At 67.5% G+C, this 13,941-nt stretch carries 11 protein-coding genes; 8 read left to right on the top strand and 3 right to left on the bottom strand.

The window, feature by feature from the left end:
* Window positions 1-123: 123 nt before the first annotated feature.
* Window positions 124-903 carry a helix-turn-helix transcriptional regulator gene (locus tag ACYCAX_RS17945; RefSeq protein ID WP_294975916.1) on the bottom strand — a complete coding sequence of 260 codons (780 nt, stop codon included), beginning with the start codon at window positions 901-903 and terminating at the stop codon, window positions 124-126.
* Between the two features lie 162 nt (window positions 904-1,065).
* Here ACYCAX_RS17945 and ACYCAX_RS17940 point away from each other — a divergent pair, with 162 nt between their 5' ends.
* From ACYCAX_RS17940 to ACYCAX_RS17930, 3 genes are all read left to right on the top strand, one after another.
* Window positions 1,066-1,884 (top strand): carbon-nitrogen hydrolase family protein, encoded by an 819-nt coding sequence (locus ACYCAX_RS17940; protein WP_460248527.1) that lies wholly within the window; start codon window positions 1,066-1,068, stop codon window positions 1,882-1,884.
* Between the two features lie 158 nt (window positions 1,885-2,042).
* Window positions 2,043-3,365 carry an APC family permease gene (locus ACYCAX_RS17935; protein ID WP_015476146.1) on the top strand — a complete coding sequence of 441 codons (1,323 nt, stop codon included), beginning with the start codon at window positions 2,043-2,045 and terminating at the stop codon, window positions 3,363-3,365.
* Window positions 3,366-3,419: 54 nt separating this feature from the next.
* Complete coding sequence (locus ACYCAX_RS17930; RefSeq protein ID WP_294975907.1) at window positions 3,420-4,064, top strand: glutathione S-transferase family protein; 645 nt, start codon at window positions 3,420-3,422, stop codon at window positions 4,062-4,064.
* 634 nt (window positions 4,065-4,698) lie between these two features.
* Here ACYCAX_RS17930 and ACYCAX_RS17925 read toward each other — a convergent pair.
* Complete coding sequence (locus tag ACYCAX_RS17925; protein ID WP_460248526.1) at window positions 4,699-6,108, bottom strand: MFS transporter; 1,410 nt, start codon at window positions 6,106-6,108, stop codon at window positions 4,699-4,701.
* A gap of 217 nt (window positions 6,109-6,325) precedes the next feature.
* Window positions 6,326-7,213 carry a LysR family transcriptional regulator gene (locus ACYCAX_RS17920; protein ID WP_015476149.1) on the bottom strand — a complete coding sequence of 296 codons (888 nt, stop codon included), beginning with the start codon at window positions 7,211-7,213 and terminating at the stop codon, window positions 6,326-6,328.
* A 114-nt stretch (window positions 7,214-7,327) separates the two neighbouring features.
* Between ACYCAX_RS17920 and ACYCAX_RS17915 the strand changes: the two genes are divergently transcribed.
* The 5 genes from ACYCAX_RS17915 (at window position 7,328) to ACYCAX_RS17895 (ending at window position 13,914) form a co-directional block, all read left to right on the top strand.
* Window positions 7,328-9,055, top strand: coding sequence for an acyl-CoA dehydrogenase family protein (locus ACYCAX_RS17915; RefSeq protein WP_460248525.1), 1,728 nt, complete (start codon window positions 7,328-7,330; stop codon window positions 9,053-9,055).
* Window positions 9,056-9,088: 33 nt separating this feature from the next.
* On the top strand, window positions 9,089-10,276 hold the full coding sequence (locus ACYCAX_RS17910) for a CaiB/BaiF CoA transferase family protein (protein ID WP_460248524.1): 1,188 nt from the start codon (window positions 9,089-9,091) through the stop codon (window positions 10,274-10,276).
* A 71-nt stretch (window positions 10,277-10,347) separates the two neighbouring features.
* Complete coding sequence (locus tag ACYCAX_RS17905; protein ID WP_460248523.1) at window positions 10,348-11,148, top strand: enoyl-CoA hydratase; 801 nt, start codon at window positions 10,348-10,350, stop codon at window positions 11,146-11,148.
* Window positions 11,145-12,680, top strand: a complete 1,536-nt coding sequence (locus ACYCAX_RS17900; protein ID WP_460248522.1) for a 3-hydroxyacyl-CoA dehydrogenase — start codon at window positions 11,145-11,147, stop codon at window positions 12,678-12,680. The genes ACYCAX_RS17905 and ACYCAX_RS17900 overlap by 4 nt, the downstream gene beginning before the upstream one ends.
* 31 nt (window positions 12,681-12,711) lie before the next feature.
* Entirely contained in the window at window positions 12,712-13,914 is a 1,203-nt protein-coding gene (locus ACYCAX_RS17895) for a 3-oxoadipyl-CoA thiolase (protein WP_460248521.1), read from the top strand.
* The last annotated feature ends 27 nt before the right edge of the window (window positions 13,915-13,941 follow it).

Here is a 13,941-nt window from a genome sequence, read left to right as displayed (position 1 = left end):
GGCTGCTCGACGGCTGGCTGCTTTCTGTAGGAGCGAGCTTGCTCGCGAACAGAATTTCCAGGTATCTCCGCTGGCGCGCGGTTCGCGAGCAAGCTCGCTCCTATAAACGCGTAAGGTGCGATGTCACCCCTGCGCCTGCAAAAACAGCGAGAACAATTCCGACTGCGACTTGATCCCGAGCTTGGCGTACATGTGCTTGCGGTGGACCTTCACCGTTTCGGCGGAAATGGCCAGCTTGCGGGCGATTTCCTTGCTGGAGCAGCCACTGAGCATCAAGCGGCCGACTTCCAGTTCGCGGGCGGTGAGTGGGGTTTCCACCTGTTGGGCGGTGGCTTCCAGGCGGTTCTGCCAGCGCGGCGGCGGGGGCGCTTCCTGCACTTCGCGCTCGAAGGCCATGCGCTGGCGCATCAGCCCGGCGACCCAGGGTTGCACCAGGGCGAGCAGGGCGATCTGCTCCGGGGCGAAGCGGCCCTTGCTGCCCACCGAGCAGCACAGCGTGCGTTCGCCGTCGAGCTGCACGTTGATCTGCACTTCGTCGGCCACCACGTTGAGGCTGAAGTAGCGCTGGTAGTAGTCGGTCTGCTCGAACATTTCCGGGGCCACGTCGTCCAGGCGGAACAAGCCGCTGCCGGGGGCCTCGCGGCTGGCGATGTAGAACGGGTCGAGCAGGTAGAGGCCCCTGAGGTAGTCCTGGAACAGCGGGTCCGGCCCGCCATCTTCGCCGGGACATTCGGCGAACACCTGCGGCCTGCCATTGCTGAAAAGCAGCACTACCCAGCTGTCGAAGGGCACATACTGACCCAGCAGGCGCACCAGCGAGGTCCAGAAGTTCGGCTTGTCCAGCGCCTCGATCAGTTGCCCGACCGAGCGGTGCCAGGCGATGTCCTGCAGGGAAAGGCCCATGACTCTACCCCCGTTGGGTTACCACGCGGGCGTAATTACCCGGTGAGGGCGCCGCCGGCATACTCGGTGAATGCCTTTACGCCGGCGCGGTGCGCATTCTGACCCTTTTGCGGCATCGGGTCATGTCTTCGCGCCCGTCCATGAAACACCCGAGGAGCCCCCATGAAAGTCGAACTCGTTCAACTCGCTGGCCGTGATGGCGATGTGGCCTGGAACCTGGCGCGTACCCTCGGCGCCATCCACGCCTGCGCCCCGGACAGTCAACTGGTGGTGTTCCCCGAAACCCAACTGACCGGCTTCCCCACCGAGGCCAACATCGCTGCCATCGCCGAGCCGATCGACGGTCCCAGCGTGCAGGCCGTGCTGCGTGCCGCACGGGAGAAGAACATCTCGGTCGCCGTGGGTTTTGCCGAAGCCGCCGGCGGCCGCTTCTACAACACCACGCTGCTGGTCACCCCCGACGGTATCGCCATGCAGTACCGCAAGACGCACCTGTGGGCATCGGACCGCGGCATCTTCACCCCCGGCGACCGCTACGCCACCTGCCTGTGGAACGGCATCCGCGTCGGCATCGTGATCTGCTTCGACATCGAGTTTCCCGAGTCCGCACGCGCCCTCGGCCAACTGGGCGCCGAGCTGATCATCGTGACCAACGGCAACATGGACCCCTACGGCCCGACCCACCGCACCGCGATCATGGGCCGCGCGATGGAAAACCAGGCCTACGCCGTGATGGTCAACCGCGTCGGCGAGGGTGACGACGAGCTGGTGTTCGCCGGCGGCAGCGCGGCGGTCGATCCCTTCGGCCAACTGCTCTGCGAGGCCGGCCGCGAAGAGTGCCGGCAGATCGTCGAGCTGGATTTCGAACGCCTGGCCCAGGCGCGCCGCGACTACAGCTACCTGGCCGAGCGCCGCTTCGTACTGCCGGGCGAGATGCGCGAGTACGACGGCGGCCTGCGCGAATTGATCATTCCCACCTGAGTGTCCCATCCGGCTTCTGCGGAGCCGGGGCGCAGGGCCGCGCCGACACAGCGTTGTTCCACGATCGACGGGCGACGAGAGCGCCCGCGAGGCCTGCGGGTGAGCGCAGGCCAGCAACTTTGCGCTGCCATAACAAACACAATGCGGAGTAAGCAGTAATGGCTCGACTGAAACGAACCCTGTCGCTGGGTTCGGTGGTGCTGTTCGGCATCGCCTACATGACCCCGATCATCGTCCTCGGCACCTTCGGCATCCTCGCCGACGTCACTCGTGGCGTGGTGCCTTCGGCCTATCTCGTCGCCTCGGTAGCGATGCTCTTCACCGCGCTCAGCTATGGGCGCATGGCCGCCGCCTTCCCGGTGGCCGGCTCCGCCTACACCTACGTGCGCAAGTCGATCAGCCCGAAACTGGGCTTCCTCGCCGGCTGGGCGGTGCTGCTGGACTACCTGTTCCTGCCGATGGCCATCTGGCTGATCGGCGCGGCCTACCTGCACTCCGCCTTCCCGGCGGTGCCCCAGGCGCTCTGGGTGCTGGCGTTCATCGGCGTGACCACCGCGATCAACGTGGTCGGCCTGCGCCTGGCGAAGAACATCAATGGCGTGCTGATGCTGGTGCAGTTCCTGGTGCTGCTGGCCTTCGTCGGCCTGGCGATCCACTACGTGATGGGCGACGCCAGCCGTCCGTTGTGGACCCTGGAGCCCTTCCTCAAGGAAGGCACCCAACTGCCGCTGATCATGGGCGGCGCGGCCATCGCCTGCTACTCCTTCCTGGGCTTCGACGCGGTCAGCACCCTGACCGAAGAAACCCATGAGCCGCGCAAGACCATTCCGCGCGCGATCCTGCTGATCACCCTGATCGGTGGCGGCATCTTCATCGCCGCCAGCTACTTCGTACAACTGGCGCATCCGTCGCTGGAGTTCCAGAACGCCGATTCCGCCGCCTACGAAATTGCCCGCAACATCGGTGGCGATCTGTTCGTCAGCTTCTTCCTCGTCGGCCTGATCGTCGGCCAGTTCACCTCCGGACTGTCGGCCCAGGCCAGCGCCTCGCGCCTGCTGTTCGCGATGGGCCGCGACGGCGTACTGCCGCGCCCGTTCTTCGGTCGCATCGGCAAGCGCTTCGAGACCCCGGTGAACAGCATCGTGCTGTGCGGCGTGGTGGCGCTGCTGGCGCTGCGCATGGACGTCACCACCTCCACCTCGTTCATCAACTTCGGCGCCTTCCTGGCCTTCAGCCTGGTGAACCTCTCGGTGATCTTCCACTACTACCTGAACGCCGAGCGCCGTGGCCTGCGCGAGCGGGTGCTGTTCCTGCTGTTCCCGCTGATCGGCCTGCTTGCCGACCTGTGGCTGATGGTCAGTCTCGACCACCTGGCGATCTGGCTCGGCGCATCCTGGCTGGCGATCGGCGTGGTCTACCTGGCGGTGATCACCGGCGGTTTCCGCGAGCAACCGCCGGAGATGCACTTCGACGAGGCATAACGGTCTGGCGGGGCTATGCTGGGGGCTCCATGCGGTGCCCGAGGAGCCCCCGCCATGTCCCGCATCACCCTGTACCATTCGCCCCAGACTCGCTCCAGCGGCACCCTGGTGCTGCTGGAGGAGCTGGGCGCCGACTATGACCTCGAACTGATCAACATGAAGGCCGGCCAGCAGCGCCAGCCGGCATACCTGGCCATCAACCCGATGGGCAAGGTCCCGGCGATTCGCCACGGCGAGGCGCTGGTGACCGAGCAGGGCGCGGTCTACCTCTACCTCGCCGACCTGTTCCCCCGCGCAGGCCTTGCGCCCGCCCTGGATGACTCGCTGCGCGGCCCGTACCTGCGCTGGCTGGTGTTCTATGGCTCCAGCTTCGAGCCGGCCATCCTCGACCGCGCGCTCAAGCGCGACCCGCCGCCGCCGGCCATGAGTCCGTACGGCGACTACGACAGCGTGATCAGAACCCTGGCCGCGCAACTGGAGCAGGGGCCTTACCTGCTGGGCGGCCGCATGACGGCCGCCGACGTGCTGTGGGGTTCGGCGCTGAGCTGGACCATCGGTTTCGGCGTGGTGCCCAAACTGCCGGTATTCGAACGCTACGTCGAACTCGTCACGGCGCGGCCGGCTTTCGCCCGCGTGCGCGAGCGCGATGAGCAGTGGGCGGCGGAACACGCCCGGGCCGCCGAGGCCAAGGCGCCGTGATTGCGTCCCAGGCAGGGCGATGGCGTAGCGGCATTCGGGACGTGCCGGGAGATCAGTGCGTGTTTTGCGAAAACGATCTCAAGCTATGTGGGAAGTTTCTTTTTTGCTTGTGGCTTTCTTTGTCAATCAGCGCTGCTGATCAATGATTGCCCCAACGCCGCGTCGATCCCCATCTCGTGGCGTCAGCGGCACCTGACGACGAGAAAGACGTTGCATCCGTTAGCCCCCTGAAGCCCATCCGCGAGGATGGGCTTTTTTCGTTCACTGTTCCTGCGCCCTTCAATCTCAGTCTTCGGAGGACGAAGTGGGAAATATCTACTGTTCGGAAGCCTGAGGTCCATGTGCCTCAGGAAAATGCCGACGATGTAGTCTTTATCCCAATCTTCTGAGGTTTTTTCTTACGCGGATATCTGGGCTTGGAGGTGGCTGTCAGCTGTTGGATCATATGTCCGTGCCCTGTTCCTACAGGGCGCCCTAATGATTGATCGACTAGTCAATCGTTAACGTTCTTGGCCCGCCAGCAATGGCGGGTCTTTTTTTGGGCTCTCCGCAGAGCCTGGGAAGGCGCGATGAACCATGAAAAACGCCCTCTGCCGTTTCCGGAAGAGGGCGTAGTCGGTGCCGCGCGCCGAACTCAGGCGAGAGCTCGTCGCGCAGCGGGTTGATGAGCGACTGGTTCCTGCTTGCTGGCTGCGCTCCTTTCCTCGCGCAGTTCCTCGGCGTCGGCCTGCTCGGCGGTGGACAGGTCGCTGGCGCGGAAGCCGGTGAGCCTGAGCAGGATCAGGGTGCAGGCCAGGGAAACCACCGCGTACATCGCCGAGGCGATGGCCACGCCGACGATGCTGCCGGTGCTGTTGAGAATCCACTGGGCGAGGACCGGCGTACCGCCGCCGATCAGCAGCGAGCAGAGCTGGTAGGCCAGCGACAGGCCGGTATAGCGGACGCGGGCGGGGAAGGCGCGGGCCAGGATGCCGCCCACCGCGCCGTAGAACATCGCGTGCGGCACGGTGGCCAGGCACATGCCGACGGCGGCGATCCAGTAGATCTTGGTTTCCACCGCGAAGAACATCGCCGGCATCAGGATGAACTCCGGCAGCACCATCAGGCAGACGGCCTTGCGCATGTCGATCCGCGAGGTGAGCAGCGCGCCGATCGGCTGGCTGATGAACTGCACCACCAGGGCGATGACGATGATGCTGAGGAAGGTGCCCTGGCTGTAGCCCAGCGTCTTGGTCGCCCAGGACAGGGCGAAGGTGCTCTTGAAGTAGGTGACGTGGATGATCGGCAGCACGCCGGCGCCCAGCAGGACGATCCGCCAGTGCTTGCTCAGCACCTCCGCGATCGGCAGCTTCACGGTCTTCTTCTGTTGCAGCAGGCGCTTCATGTCTTCCGACTCTTCCAGGCGGAGACGGATGACCATGCCGATGATGACCAGAGCCGCCGAGAGCAGGAAGGGAATGCGCCAGCCCCAGAGGATGAACTCGGAGGCCGGCAGGCTGCTGAGGGCGAAGAACACCACGGTCGCCAGCAGGTTGCCGGTGGGCGAGCCCTGCTGGGCGAAGGCGGCGTAGAGGATACCCTTGCCCTTGGGCGCGCTTTCGCTGGCGATCAGGATGGCGCCACCCCATTCGCCGCCCACCGCGATGCCCTGGATGATGCGCAGCACCACCAGCGCGATCGGCGCCCATACGCCGATGTCCGCATAGACCGGCAGCACGCCGATGCAGGTGGTGGCGATGCCCATCATGATCAGGGTGATCACCAGGGTGTTCTTGCGGCCGATCCTGTCGCCGAGGTGGCCGAAGATGATGCCGCCGAGCGGGCGGGCGATGAAGCCGGACCACAGCGTGACGAAGGACAGCAGCGTGGCCAGGCCCGGGTCCATGTCGCTGGGGAAGAACACCTTGCCGAATACCAGTGCGGCGGCCAGGCCATAGATGTAGAAGTCGTACCACTCGATGGTGGTGCCGATGAAGGAGGCGATACCCGCCTTGCGGGCCTTCTTGTGGAGGACGGAGTCGTCCCGGGGCGTTGTGCTGTGCATAGGGCAAGTCCTGGTTATTTTTGTTTTCCGCAGATACGCAGGTCCTTGCCGCGTCGTTCGGGTGCGGCGGGGGAAGCGAAACGAGAGGTTTCGCCGTCTTGCGTGCGGTCGGTTTTGCCCCGGGGTGAGCGGAGTCTATGCGGCACCTGGTGAAATAAATAATCTTTTAATCTTATTGTTCGATAATCGATTCCATATGGCGCGGGCCGCGCGGGCTCTACGGGGCGGCCAGGCAGGTCTTCATCACCGCGAGGAAGCCTTCCGCCGCCTGCGGCGCGTCGTTGGCGGAGAGAATGGCGTGGAGTTCGGAGAGCGCGCCGGGCTGCTCGATCTCCAGGCAGCTCACCTGGTCCTTCCAGGCCAGGCACAGGGTCTTCGGCAGCAGGGCGACGCCCATGCCGAGGCTGACCATGGTGGCGATGGTCTGCCAGAGCCGCGCCTCGTGGCGGATGTGCGGGCTGAAGCCGGCATCCACGCAGCGGGCGATGATCAGGTCGTGGTAGTGCGGCGACACGGTGCGCGGGAAGAGGATGAAATCCGCCTCCCTGAGCTCGGCGAGGTCGATCCGCGAGCCGCTGGCCAGTGGGTGCTGCGGGGGCAGGCAACAGAGGAACGGGTCGGCGATCAGGCATTCGGAGACGATCTCCGGCGGCAGCTTGCTCCAGTGCACGAAGCCGATGTCGATCTGCCCGCGCTGCAGCGCCAGCGCCTGTTCCGAGGTGTTCATCTCCATCAGCACCACTTCCATGTTGGGGTGCTCTTCCTCGAAGCGCGTCACCGCCTTCGGCAGGCCGCGATAGAGCATGGAGTTGACGAACCCCACGCGCAGCCGGCCGACCGTGCCCTTGGCGGACAACTGCGTCAGGCGCTTCACCTGCTCGGCCTGCAGCAGCAGGTTGCGCGCCTCCTCCAGCAGCACCTGGCCGGCGGTGGTCAGCTTCACCGACTTGTTGTTGCGCACCAGCAACTGGATGCCCAGTTGCTCCTCCAGCTTCTTGATATCGAAGCTCAGCGCCGGCTGGGAGATGAACAGGCGCGCCGCCGCGCGGCCGAAATGCAGCTCTTCGGCGACGGCGATGAAGTAGCGGAGTTGCTTGAGATCCATGAGGGAGCACGCATTTTTACGATTTGTTTTTCTTATCGTAGGTGATTTTTATTGTATTGGATACTTATCGAAACCTTCCCCTAGTCTCGGCGTAAAACAAGTAGGAGCTACGCCATGACGTCCATGCCCGAAGTACTTCCCGTAGATGACCTGAACATTCCGGACAGCCGCGGGATGAACCTGTATTCCTGCGATCCGGGGCTGCGCCGGCTGCTCGAGGTCTACCTGCAACCGGGTGTGCTCGCCCAGTGGCTGCCGGTTCTCCAGCAGCTCGGCGCGCGGGCGGGGGACGAACTGGACATGCTGGCGCTGTCGGCGGACAAGAACCCGCCGCTGCTGGCCGCCCGCACCCGCCGCGGCGAGGATGTGCAGAGCATCCACAAGCACCCGGACTTCGTCGCGCTGGAGCGCGTGGCCTACTCCGAACTCGGCCTGGCGTCCATGAGCCACCGCCCGGACGGCCCGCCGCCGCTGGTGAAGTACGCGCTCACCTATCTGTTCGTGCAGGCCGAGTTCGGCCTCTGCTGCCCGGTCAGCATGACCGACTCGCTGACCCGCACCCTGCGCAGGTACGGCTCGCCGGAACTGGTCGAGCGCTACCTGCCGTCGCTGGCCTCGCGTGACTTCGACAGCCTCTACCAGGGTGCGATGTTCATGACCGAACAGGCCGCCGGCTCCGACGTCGCCCGTACCCAGACCCGCGCGCGGCTGGAGGACGGCGAGTGGAAGCTGTACGGCGACAAGTGGTTCTGCTCCAACCCGGACGCCGACCTGGCGATGGTCCTGGCCCGCCCCGAAGGCGCGCCGGAAGGCATGAAGGGCGTCACCCTGTTCCTCCTGCCGAAGATCCGCCCGGACGGCTCGCGCAACGCCTATCGCATCCTGCGCCTGAAGGACAAGCTGGGCAGCCGTTCCATGGCCAGCGGCGAGATCTGCCTGGAAGGCGCCACCGCCTACCTGATCGGCGAGATCGGCCGCGGCTTCCAGCAGATGGCCGACATGGTCAACATGTCGCGCCTGTCCAACGGCGTGCGTGCCGCCGGCCTGATGCGTCGCGGCTTGAACGAAGCGCTGTTCATCTCGCGCAACCGCCGCGCCTTCGGCAAGCACCTGATCGACATGCCGCTGATGCAGAAGCAACTGCTGAAGATGATGCTGCCCGCCGAGCAGGCGCGCTCCATGTTCATGCAGATCGCCACGCTGCTGCCGCGTGCCGACGGCGGCGATGCCGGGGCGCAGAAATGCGTGCGCATCCTCACCCCGCTGATCAAGTTCCGCGCCTGCCGCGACGCCCGCCGGGTGACCGGCGACGCCATGGAGGTGCGCGGCGGCGTCGGCTACATCGAGGAGTGGAGCGACCCGCGCCTGGTGCGCGATGCCCACCTCGGTTCGATCTGGGAAGGCACCAGCAACATCGTGGCGCTGGACATCGCCCGCGCGGTCACCCGCGAACAGGCCCTGGAGCCCCTGCACCAGTACCTGCGCGGGCTGCTCGATGACAGCGGGCTGCCGGAGAACAGCCGCGCGCTCTTCGAGTCGGTCCTGGTACGCACCCTGGACTGCATGCGCGAAGTGGCCGGGCAGCGCCAGGACGAGCAGGTCCGCCAGGCGGGCAGCGCGCTCTATCACATCTGCACGGCGATCTTCATGGCCTGGGAAGCCGGCCGCCAGGCGCCCGACTACCGCCGCCTGGCGCTGGCCCACCTGCTCCTCGAACACAAGCTGCTGCCGCGCGACCCGCTGCGCCTGACGGACTGGGCGGGCAGGGCGGAGCTGCTGGCCAGGGTGGTCGGCGAAGCGAGCCTGTCGCAGGCCGAGGCCATGCAACTGCTGCCGGCCTGACCGCGCTCAACCAATAACAATCAGAGAGCTGCCATGAACAATGCGACCGGTGCCCTGCGTGGCCTGAAAATCATCGATCTGAGCCGGGTCCTGGGCGGCCCGTACTGCTCCCAGGCGCTGGCCGACCACGGTGCCGAAGTGATCAAGCTGGAGCCCCTCGGCGGCGACGAGACCCGTGGTTGGGGGCCGCCCTTCGAAGGCGACACGGCGTCCTACTTCATCGGCGTCAACCGCAACAAGAAGGGCATCGCCGTCGACCTGTCGAAGCCGGAAGGCATCGAGGTGCTGCTGCAACTGCTGGAAGGCGCCGACGTGCTGATCGAGAACTTCAAGCCCGGCACCCTGGCGCGCTGGGGCATCGACTACCTGGACGTGCTGAGCAAGCGCTTCCCGCGGCTGATCCACTGCGCGGTTTCCGGTTTCGGCGCCGATGGTCCGCTCGGCGGGCTGCCGGGCTACGACGCGGCGATCCAGGCGATGGCCGGGCTGATGAGCGTGAACGGCGATGCGCAGGGCGAGGCGCTGCGCATAGGCCTGCCGATCGTCGACATGGTCACCGGGCTGAACGCGATGGTCGGCATCCTGCTGGCGCTGAACGAGCGCCAGCTCAGCGGGCGCGGGCAGTCCATCGACATCGCCCTGTACGACTGCGGCATTTCCCTGCTGCATCCGCACATGCCGAACTACTTCGCTTCCGGCCGCACGCCGCAGCGCACCGGCAACGCCCATCCCAACATCGCTCCGTACGACAGCTACCGCACCGGCACCGAGCCGATCTTCCTCGCGGTCGGCAACGACCGGCAGTTCGCCAGGCTGTGCGAATACCTGGGCGCCGGCGAACTGCTGGAAGACCCGCGCTTCGCCGACAACGGCAAGCGCTCGGTCAACCGCCTGGCGCTGAAGCAGGCACTGGAAGGCCATCTGACGGCGCACGACGGCCGCGAGCTGGCCGAGCGGCTGATCCGCCTCGGCGTGCCCTGCGGCGCCATCGCCACGGTGGACCGCGTGGTCGAGCACCCGCACACCCGCCATCGCGGGCTGCTGGTGGAGATGGGCGACTACCGCGGCATCGCCTCGCCGGTGAAGCTGTCGCGCACCCCTGCCAGCTACCGCAGCCCGCCGCCGGCGCTGGGCGAAAGCACCCGCGAGGTGCTCGAGGACCTCGGCCTTGCCCCCGAAGTGATCGAGACCCTGTTCCAGCGCGGCATCGTTCGCGGCTGAAACGCGCCTCCTTCGAAGCGGCCGGGCATCGCCGGCCGCCGACTTCCCGAATCGAATAGCCGGAGATCGTCATGAGCTCTTGCCAGGGGGCCGTGCGCCCCGAATCCACGCTGCTGCTGGAACGTCCGGAGGAGGGCGTGGCCCTGCTGCGGCTGAACCGTCCGGCGGCCCTGAACGCCCTGAACATGACCCTGCGCGAGGAGCTGGCCGAGCACTTCGTGCAATTGAACGACTGCGCCGAGACCCGGGTGATCGTCGTCACCGGCGGCGAAACGGTATTTGCCGCCGGAGCGGACCTCGGCGAAATGGTCGATGCCGGCGCGCTGCAGATCTACCGGCGCCACGTCGAGCGCCACTGGCAGGCGATTTCCCGCTGCGCCAAGCCGGTCATCGCCGCCGTCAACGGCTACGCCCTGGGCGGCGGCTGCGAACTGGCGATGCACTGCGACCTGATCGTCGCCGGCGCCTCCGCGCGTTTCGCCCAGCCGGAGATCAGGGTCGGCGTGATGCCCGGCGCCGGCGGCACCCAGCGTCTGGTGCGGGCGGTCGGCAAGTACCAGGCGCTGCGCATGCTGCTGACCGGCTGCATGGTGCGCGCCGAAGAGGCGCTGGCGATGGGGCTGGTCAGCGAAGTGGTGGCCGACGCCCAGACCCTGCCCAGGGCGCTGGAACTGGCGCGCGGCATCGCCGCCATGCCGCCGCTGGCGCTGGCGCAGATCAAGGAGGTGGTGCTGGCCGGCATGGACATGCCGCTGGACCACGCCCTGGCGCTGGAGCGCAAGGCCTTCCAGCTGCTGTTCGATTCGAAGGACAAAAAGGAAGGCATGCGCGCCTTCCTCGACAAGCGCAAGCCGGAGTATCGCGGAGAATGAGCAGTCAACCGATCACCTGCGTCGGCATCGTCGGTGCCGGCGCCATGGGGCAGGGCATCGCCCAGGTCGCGGCGCAGGCCGGGCTGCAGGCGTACCTGTTCGATGTCCGCGCCGGCGCGGCGCAGAGTGCCCGCGACGGTATCGCGTCGATCCTCGCGAAGCGGGTGGAAAAGGGCCGGCTGACCGCCGAGGCCGCCGACCGGGCGATCGGCAACCTGCACGTCGCGCAAAGCCTGGAGGCGCTGCGCGACTGCCAGGTGGTGGTCGAGGCCATCGTCGAGAACCTGGAGGCCAAGCAGGCGCTGTTCCGCCAGCTGGAAGAGGTGCTGGACGCGGGGACCATCCTGGCGAGCAACACCTCGTCGCTGTCGATCACCGCGCTCGCCTCGGGCTGCCGCGATCCCGGCCGCGTCGCCGGCCTGCATTTCTTCAACCCGGTGCCGCTGATGCGCCTGGCCGAGGTGATCGACGGCCTCGCCACCCGCAGCGAGGTCGGCGAGCGCCTGGACGAACTGGTCAGGGCCATGGGGCACCAGCCAGTGCGGGCCAGCGACACGCCCGGCTTCATCGTCAACCATGCCGGACGCGCTTTCGGCACCGAGGCGCTGCGCATTCTCGGCGAGGGCGTGGCCAGCGTGGGGGCGATCGATCGCGTGCTGCGTGAAAGCGCCGGCTTCCGCATGGGGCCGTTCGAGCTGCTCGACCTGATCGGGCTCGACGTCAGCCTGCCGGTGATGGAGTCGGTCTACCGGCAGTTCTACGAGGAGCCGCGCTACCGGCCGCATCCGCTGCTGCGGCAGATGCTCGCGGCCGGGCACCTGGGGCGCAAGAGCGGCCAGGGCTTCTACCGCTACGCCGGGGCCGATGCGGAGCCGGGCGATGCAGCCTGCGCCGTGCCGGTCTGCGAAACGCTGCCGCCGGTATGGCTGGGAGCCGACGACCAGATCGGCCGCATCCGCCTGCAGGTGTTGCTGGAGCGCCTGGGCGCCAGGATCGAGTCCGGCGAGCGTCCCTCCGACGATGCGCTGTGCGTGCTTGCGCCGCTCGGCGACGATGCTACCCATGCCGCGCAGCGTTTCGCCGTCGATCCGGCGCGAGTGGTGGCCGTCGATACCCTGGCGGACCTCGCGCAGCATCGCTGCCTGATGCTCAACCCGCTGACCCGCGCGGACATGCAGCGCGCCGCCCACGCGCTGTTCGCCCGCGATGGCGCCGGGGTGACGGTGATCCGCGACAGCACGGGCTTCATCGTCCAGCGCACGCTCGCGTCGATCGTCAACCTGGCCTGCGACATCGCCCAGCAGGGCATCGCCTCGGTGGCCGACATCGACCTGGCGGTGCGTCTCGGCCTGGGTTATCCCCACGGGCCGCTGGAGTGGGGCGACCGGCTGGGCGCCGCGCGCCTGCTGCGCATCCTCGAACGCATTCACGCGCTCAGCGGCGACCCGCGCTACCGCCCGAGCCCCTGGCTGCGCCGCCGCGCCAGCCTGGGGATTTCCCTGAGCCAGCCGGAAAACCCGTTGCCGGCCTGACCATCCGCCTTTCCCTGCGAGAACCTGAATCATGCTCGATGCCTATATATACGCCGGCCTGCGCACTCCGTTCGGCCGCCATGCCGGAGCCCTGTCCCGGGTGCGCCCGGACGACCTGGTCGGCGCGCTGCTGGCGCGGGTCGTGGAGACCTCCGGCTTCGCTGTCGACGACCTGGAGGATGTCATCCTCGGCTGCACCAACCAGGCCGGCGAGGACAGCCGCAACCTGGCGCGCAACGCCCTGCTCGCCGCCGGCCTGCCCTGGCGGGTGCCGGGGCAGACGGTCAACCGCCTGTGCGCCAGCGGCCTGTCGGCGGTGATCGACGCGGCGCGCGCGATCACCTGTGGCGAGGGCCGGCTGTACCTGGCCGGCGGCGCCGAAAGCATGTCGCGCGCGCCGTTCGTCATGGGCAAGGCGGACAGCGCCTTCAGCCGGGCGCTGAACGTCTTCGACAGCACCATCGGCGCGCGTTTCGCCAATCCGCGGCTGGTCGAGCGGCATGGCAACGACAGCATGCCGGAGACCGGCGACAACGTGGCGCGCGAGTTCGGCATCGCCCGGGAGGATGCGGACCGCTTCGCCGCCGCCTCCCAGTCGCGCTACCAGGCGGCGCTGCAGGCCGGTTTCTTCGCCGGCGAGATCATGCCCGTCGAGGTGCCGTCCGGGCGCAGGGGCGAAACGCTGGTCGTCGAGCACGACGAGCATCCGCGCCCGCAATCGGACCTGGCGGCGCTGTCCCGCCTGCCGGCGCTGTTCCCCGGCGGCGTGGTGACCGCCGGCAACGCCTCGGGCATCAACGACGGCGCGGCGGTGCTGCTGCTCGGCGACCGCGAGATCGGCGAGCGCCACGGCGTGCGGCCGCTGGCGCGGGTCCTGGCTTCCGCCAGCGTCGGCGTGGAGCCGCGCATCATGGGCATCGGCCCGCACCGGGCGATCCAGGTCGCGCTGCAGCGCGCCGGCCTCGGCCTGCACGAGGTCGACCTCATCGAGATCAACGAGGCGTTCGCCTCGCAGGTGCTGGCCTGCCTGAAGGCGCTTGGCCTGGACTTCGACGACCCACGGGTCAACCCCAATGGCGGCGCCATCGCCCTCGGCCATCCGCTGGGCGCGTCCGGCGCCCGGCTGGTCCTGACCGCCAGCCGTGCGTTGCACAGCCGCAACCTGCGTTACGCCGTGGTCAGCCTGTGCGTCGGGGTCGGTCAGGGCGTGGCGATGGTGATCGAGCGCGTCTGAGGCGCGCGGACGGGGCGCCGTCCGGCG

This window comes from Pseudomonas sp. MT3 (assembly GCF_054720805.1).
Note: the sequence above shows the minus strand (reverse complement) of the source record. Positions and strands in the feature narration are given on the sequence as shown.

Bases quoted from the DNA above. Each gene is read 5' to 3' on its own strand.
- ACYCAX_RS17945 (WP_294975916.1), bottom strand. From the start codon at position 903: ATGGGCCTTTCCCTGCAGGACATCGCCTGGCACCGCTCGGTCGGGCAA.
- ACYCAX_RS17940 (WP_460248527.1), top strand. From the start codon at position 1,066: ATGAAAGTCGAACTCGTTCAACTCGCTGGCCGTGATGGCGATGTGGCC.
- ACYCAX_RS17935 (WP_015476146.1), top strand. From the start codon at position 2,043: ATGGCTCGACTGAAACGAACCCTGTCGCTGGGTTCGGTGGTGCTGTTC.
- ACYCAX_RS17930 (WP_294975907.1), top strand. From the start codon at position 3,420: ATGTCCCGCATCACCCTGTACCATTCGCCCCAGACTCGCTCCAGCGGC.
- ACYCAX_RS17925 (WP_460248526.1), bottom strand. From the start codon at position 6,108: ATGCACAGCACAACGCCCCGGGACGACTCCGTCCTCCACAAGAAGGCC.
- ACYCAX_RS17920 (WP_015476149.1), bottom strand. From the start codon at position 7,213: ATGGATCTCAAGCAACTCCGCTACTTCATCGCCGTCGCCGAAGAGCTG.
- ACYCAX_RS17915 (WP_460248525.1), top strand. From the start codon at position 7,328: ATGACGTCCATGCCCGAAGTACTTCCCGTAGATGACCTGAACATTCCG.
- ACYCAX_RS17910 (WP_460248524.1), top strand. From the start codon at position 9,089: ATGAACAATGCGACCGGTGCCCTGCGTGGCCTGAAAATCATCGATCTG.
- ACYCAX_RS17905 (WP_460248523.1), top strand. From the start codon at position 10,348: ATGAGCTCTTGCCAGGGGGCCGTGCGCCCCGAATCCACGCTGCTGCTG.
- ACYCAX_RS17900 (WP_460248522.1), top strand. From the start codon at position 11,145: ATGAGCAGTCAACCGATCACCTGCGTCGGCATCGTCGGTGCCGGCGCC.
- ACYCAX_RS17895 (WP_460248521.1), top strand. From the start codon at position 12,712: ATGCTCGATGCCTATATATACGCCGGCCTGCGCACTCCGTTCGGCCGC.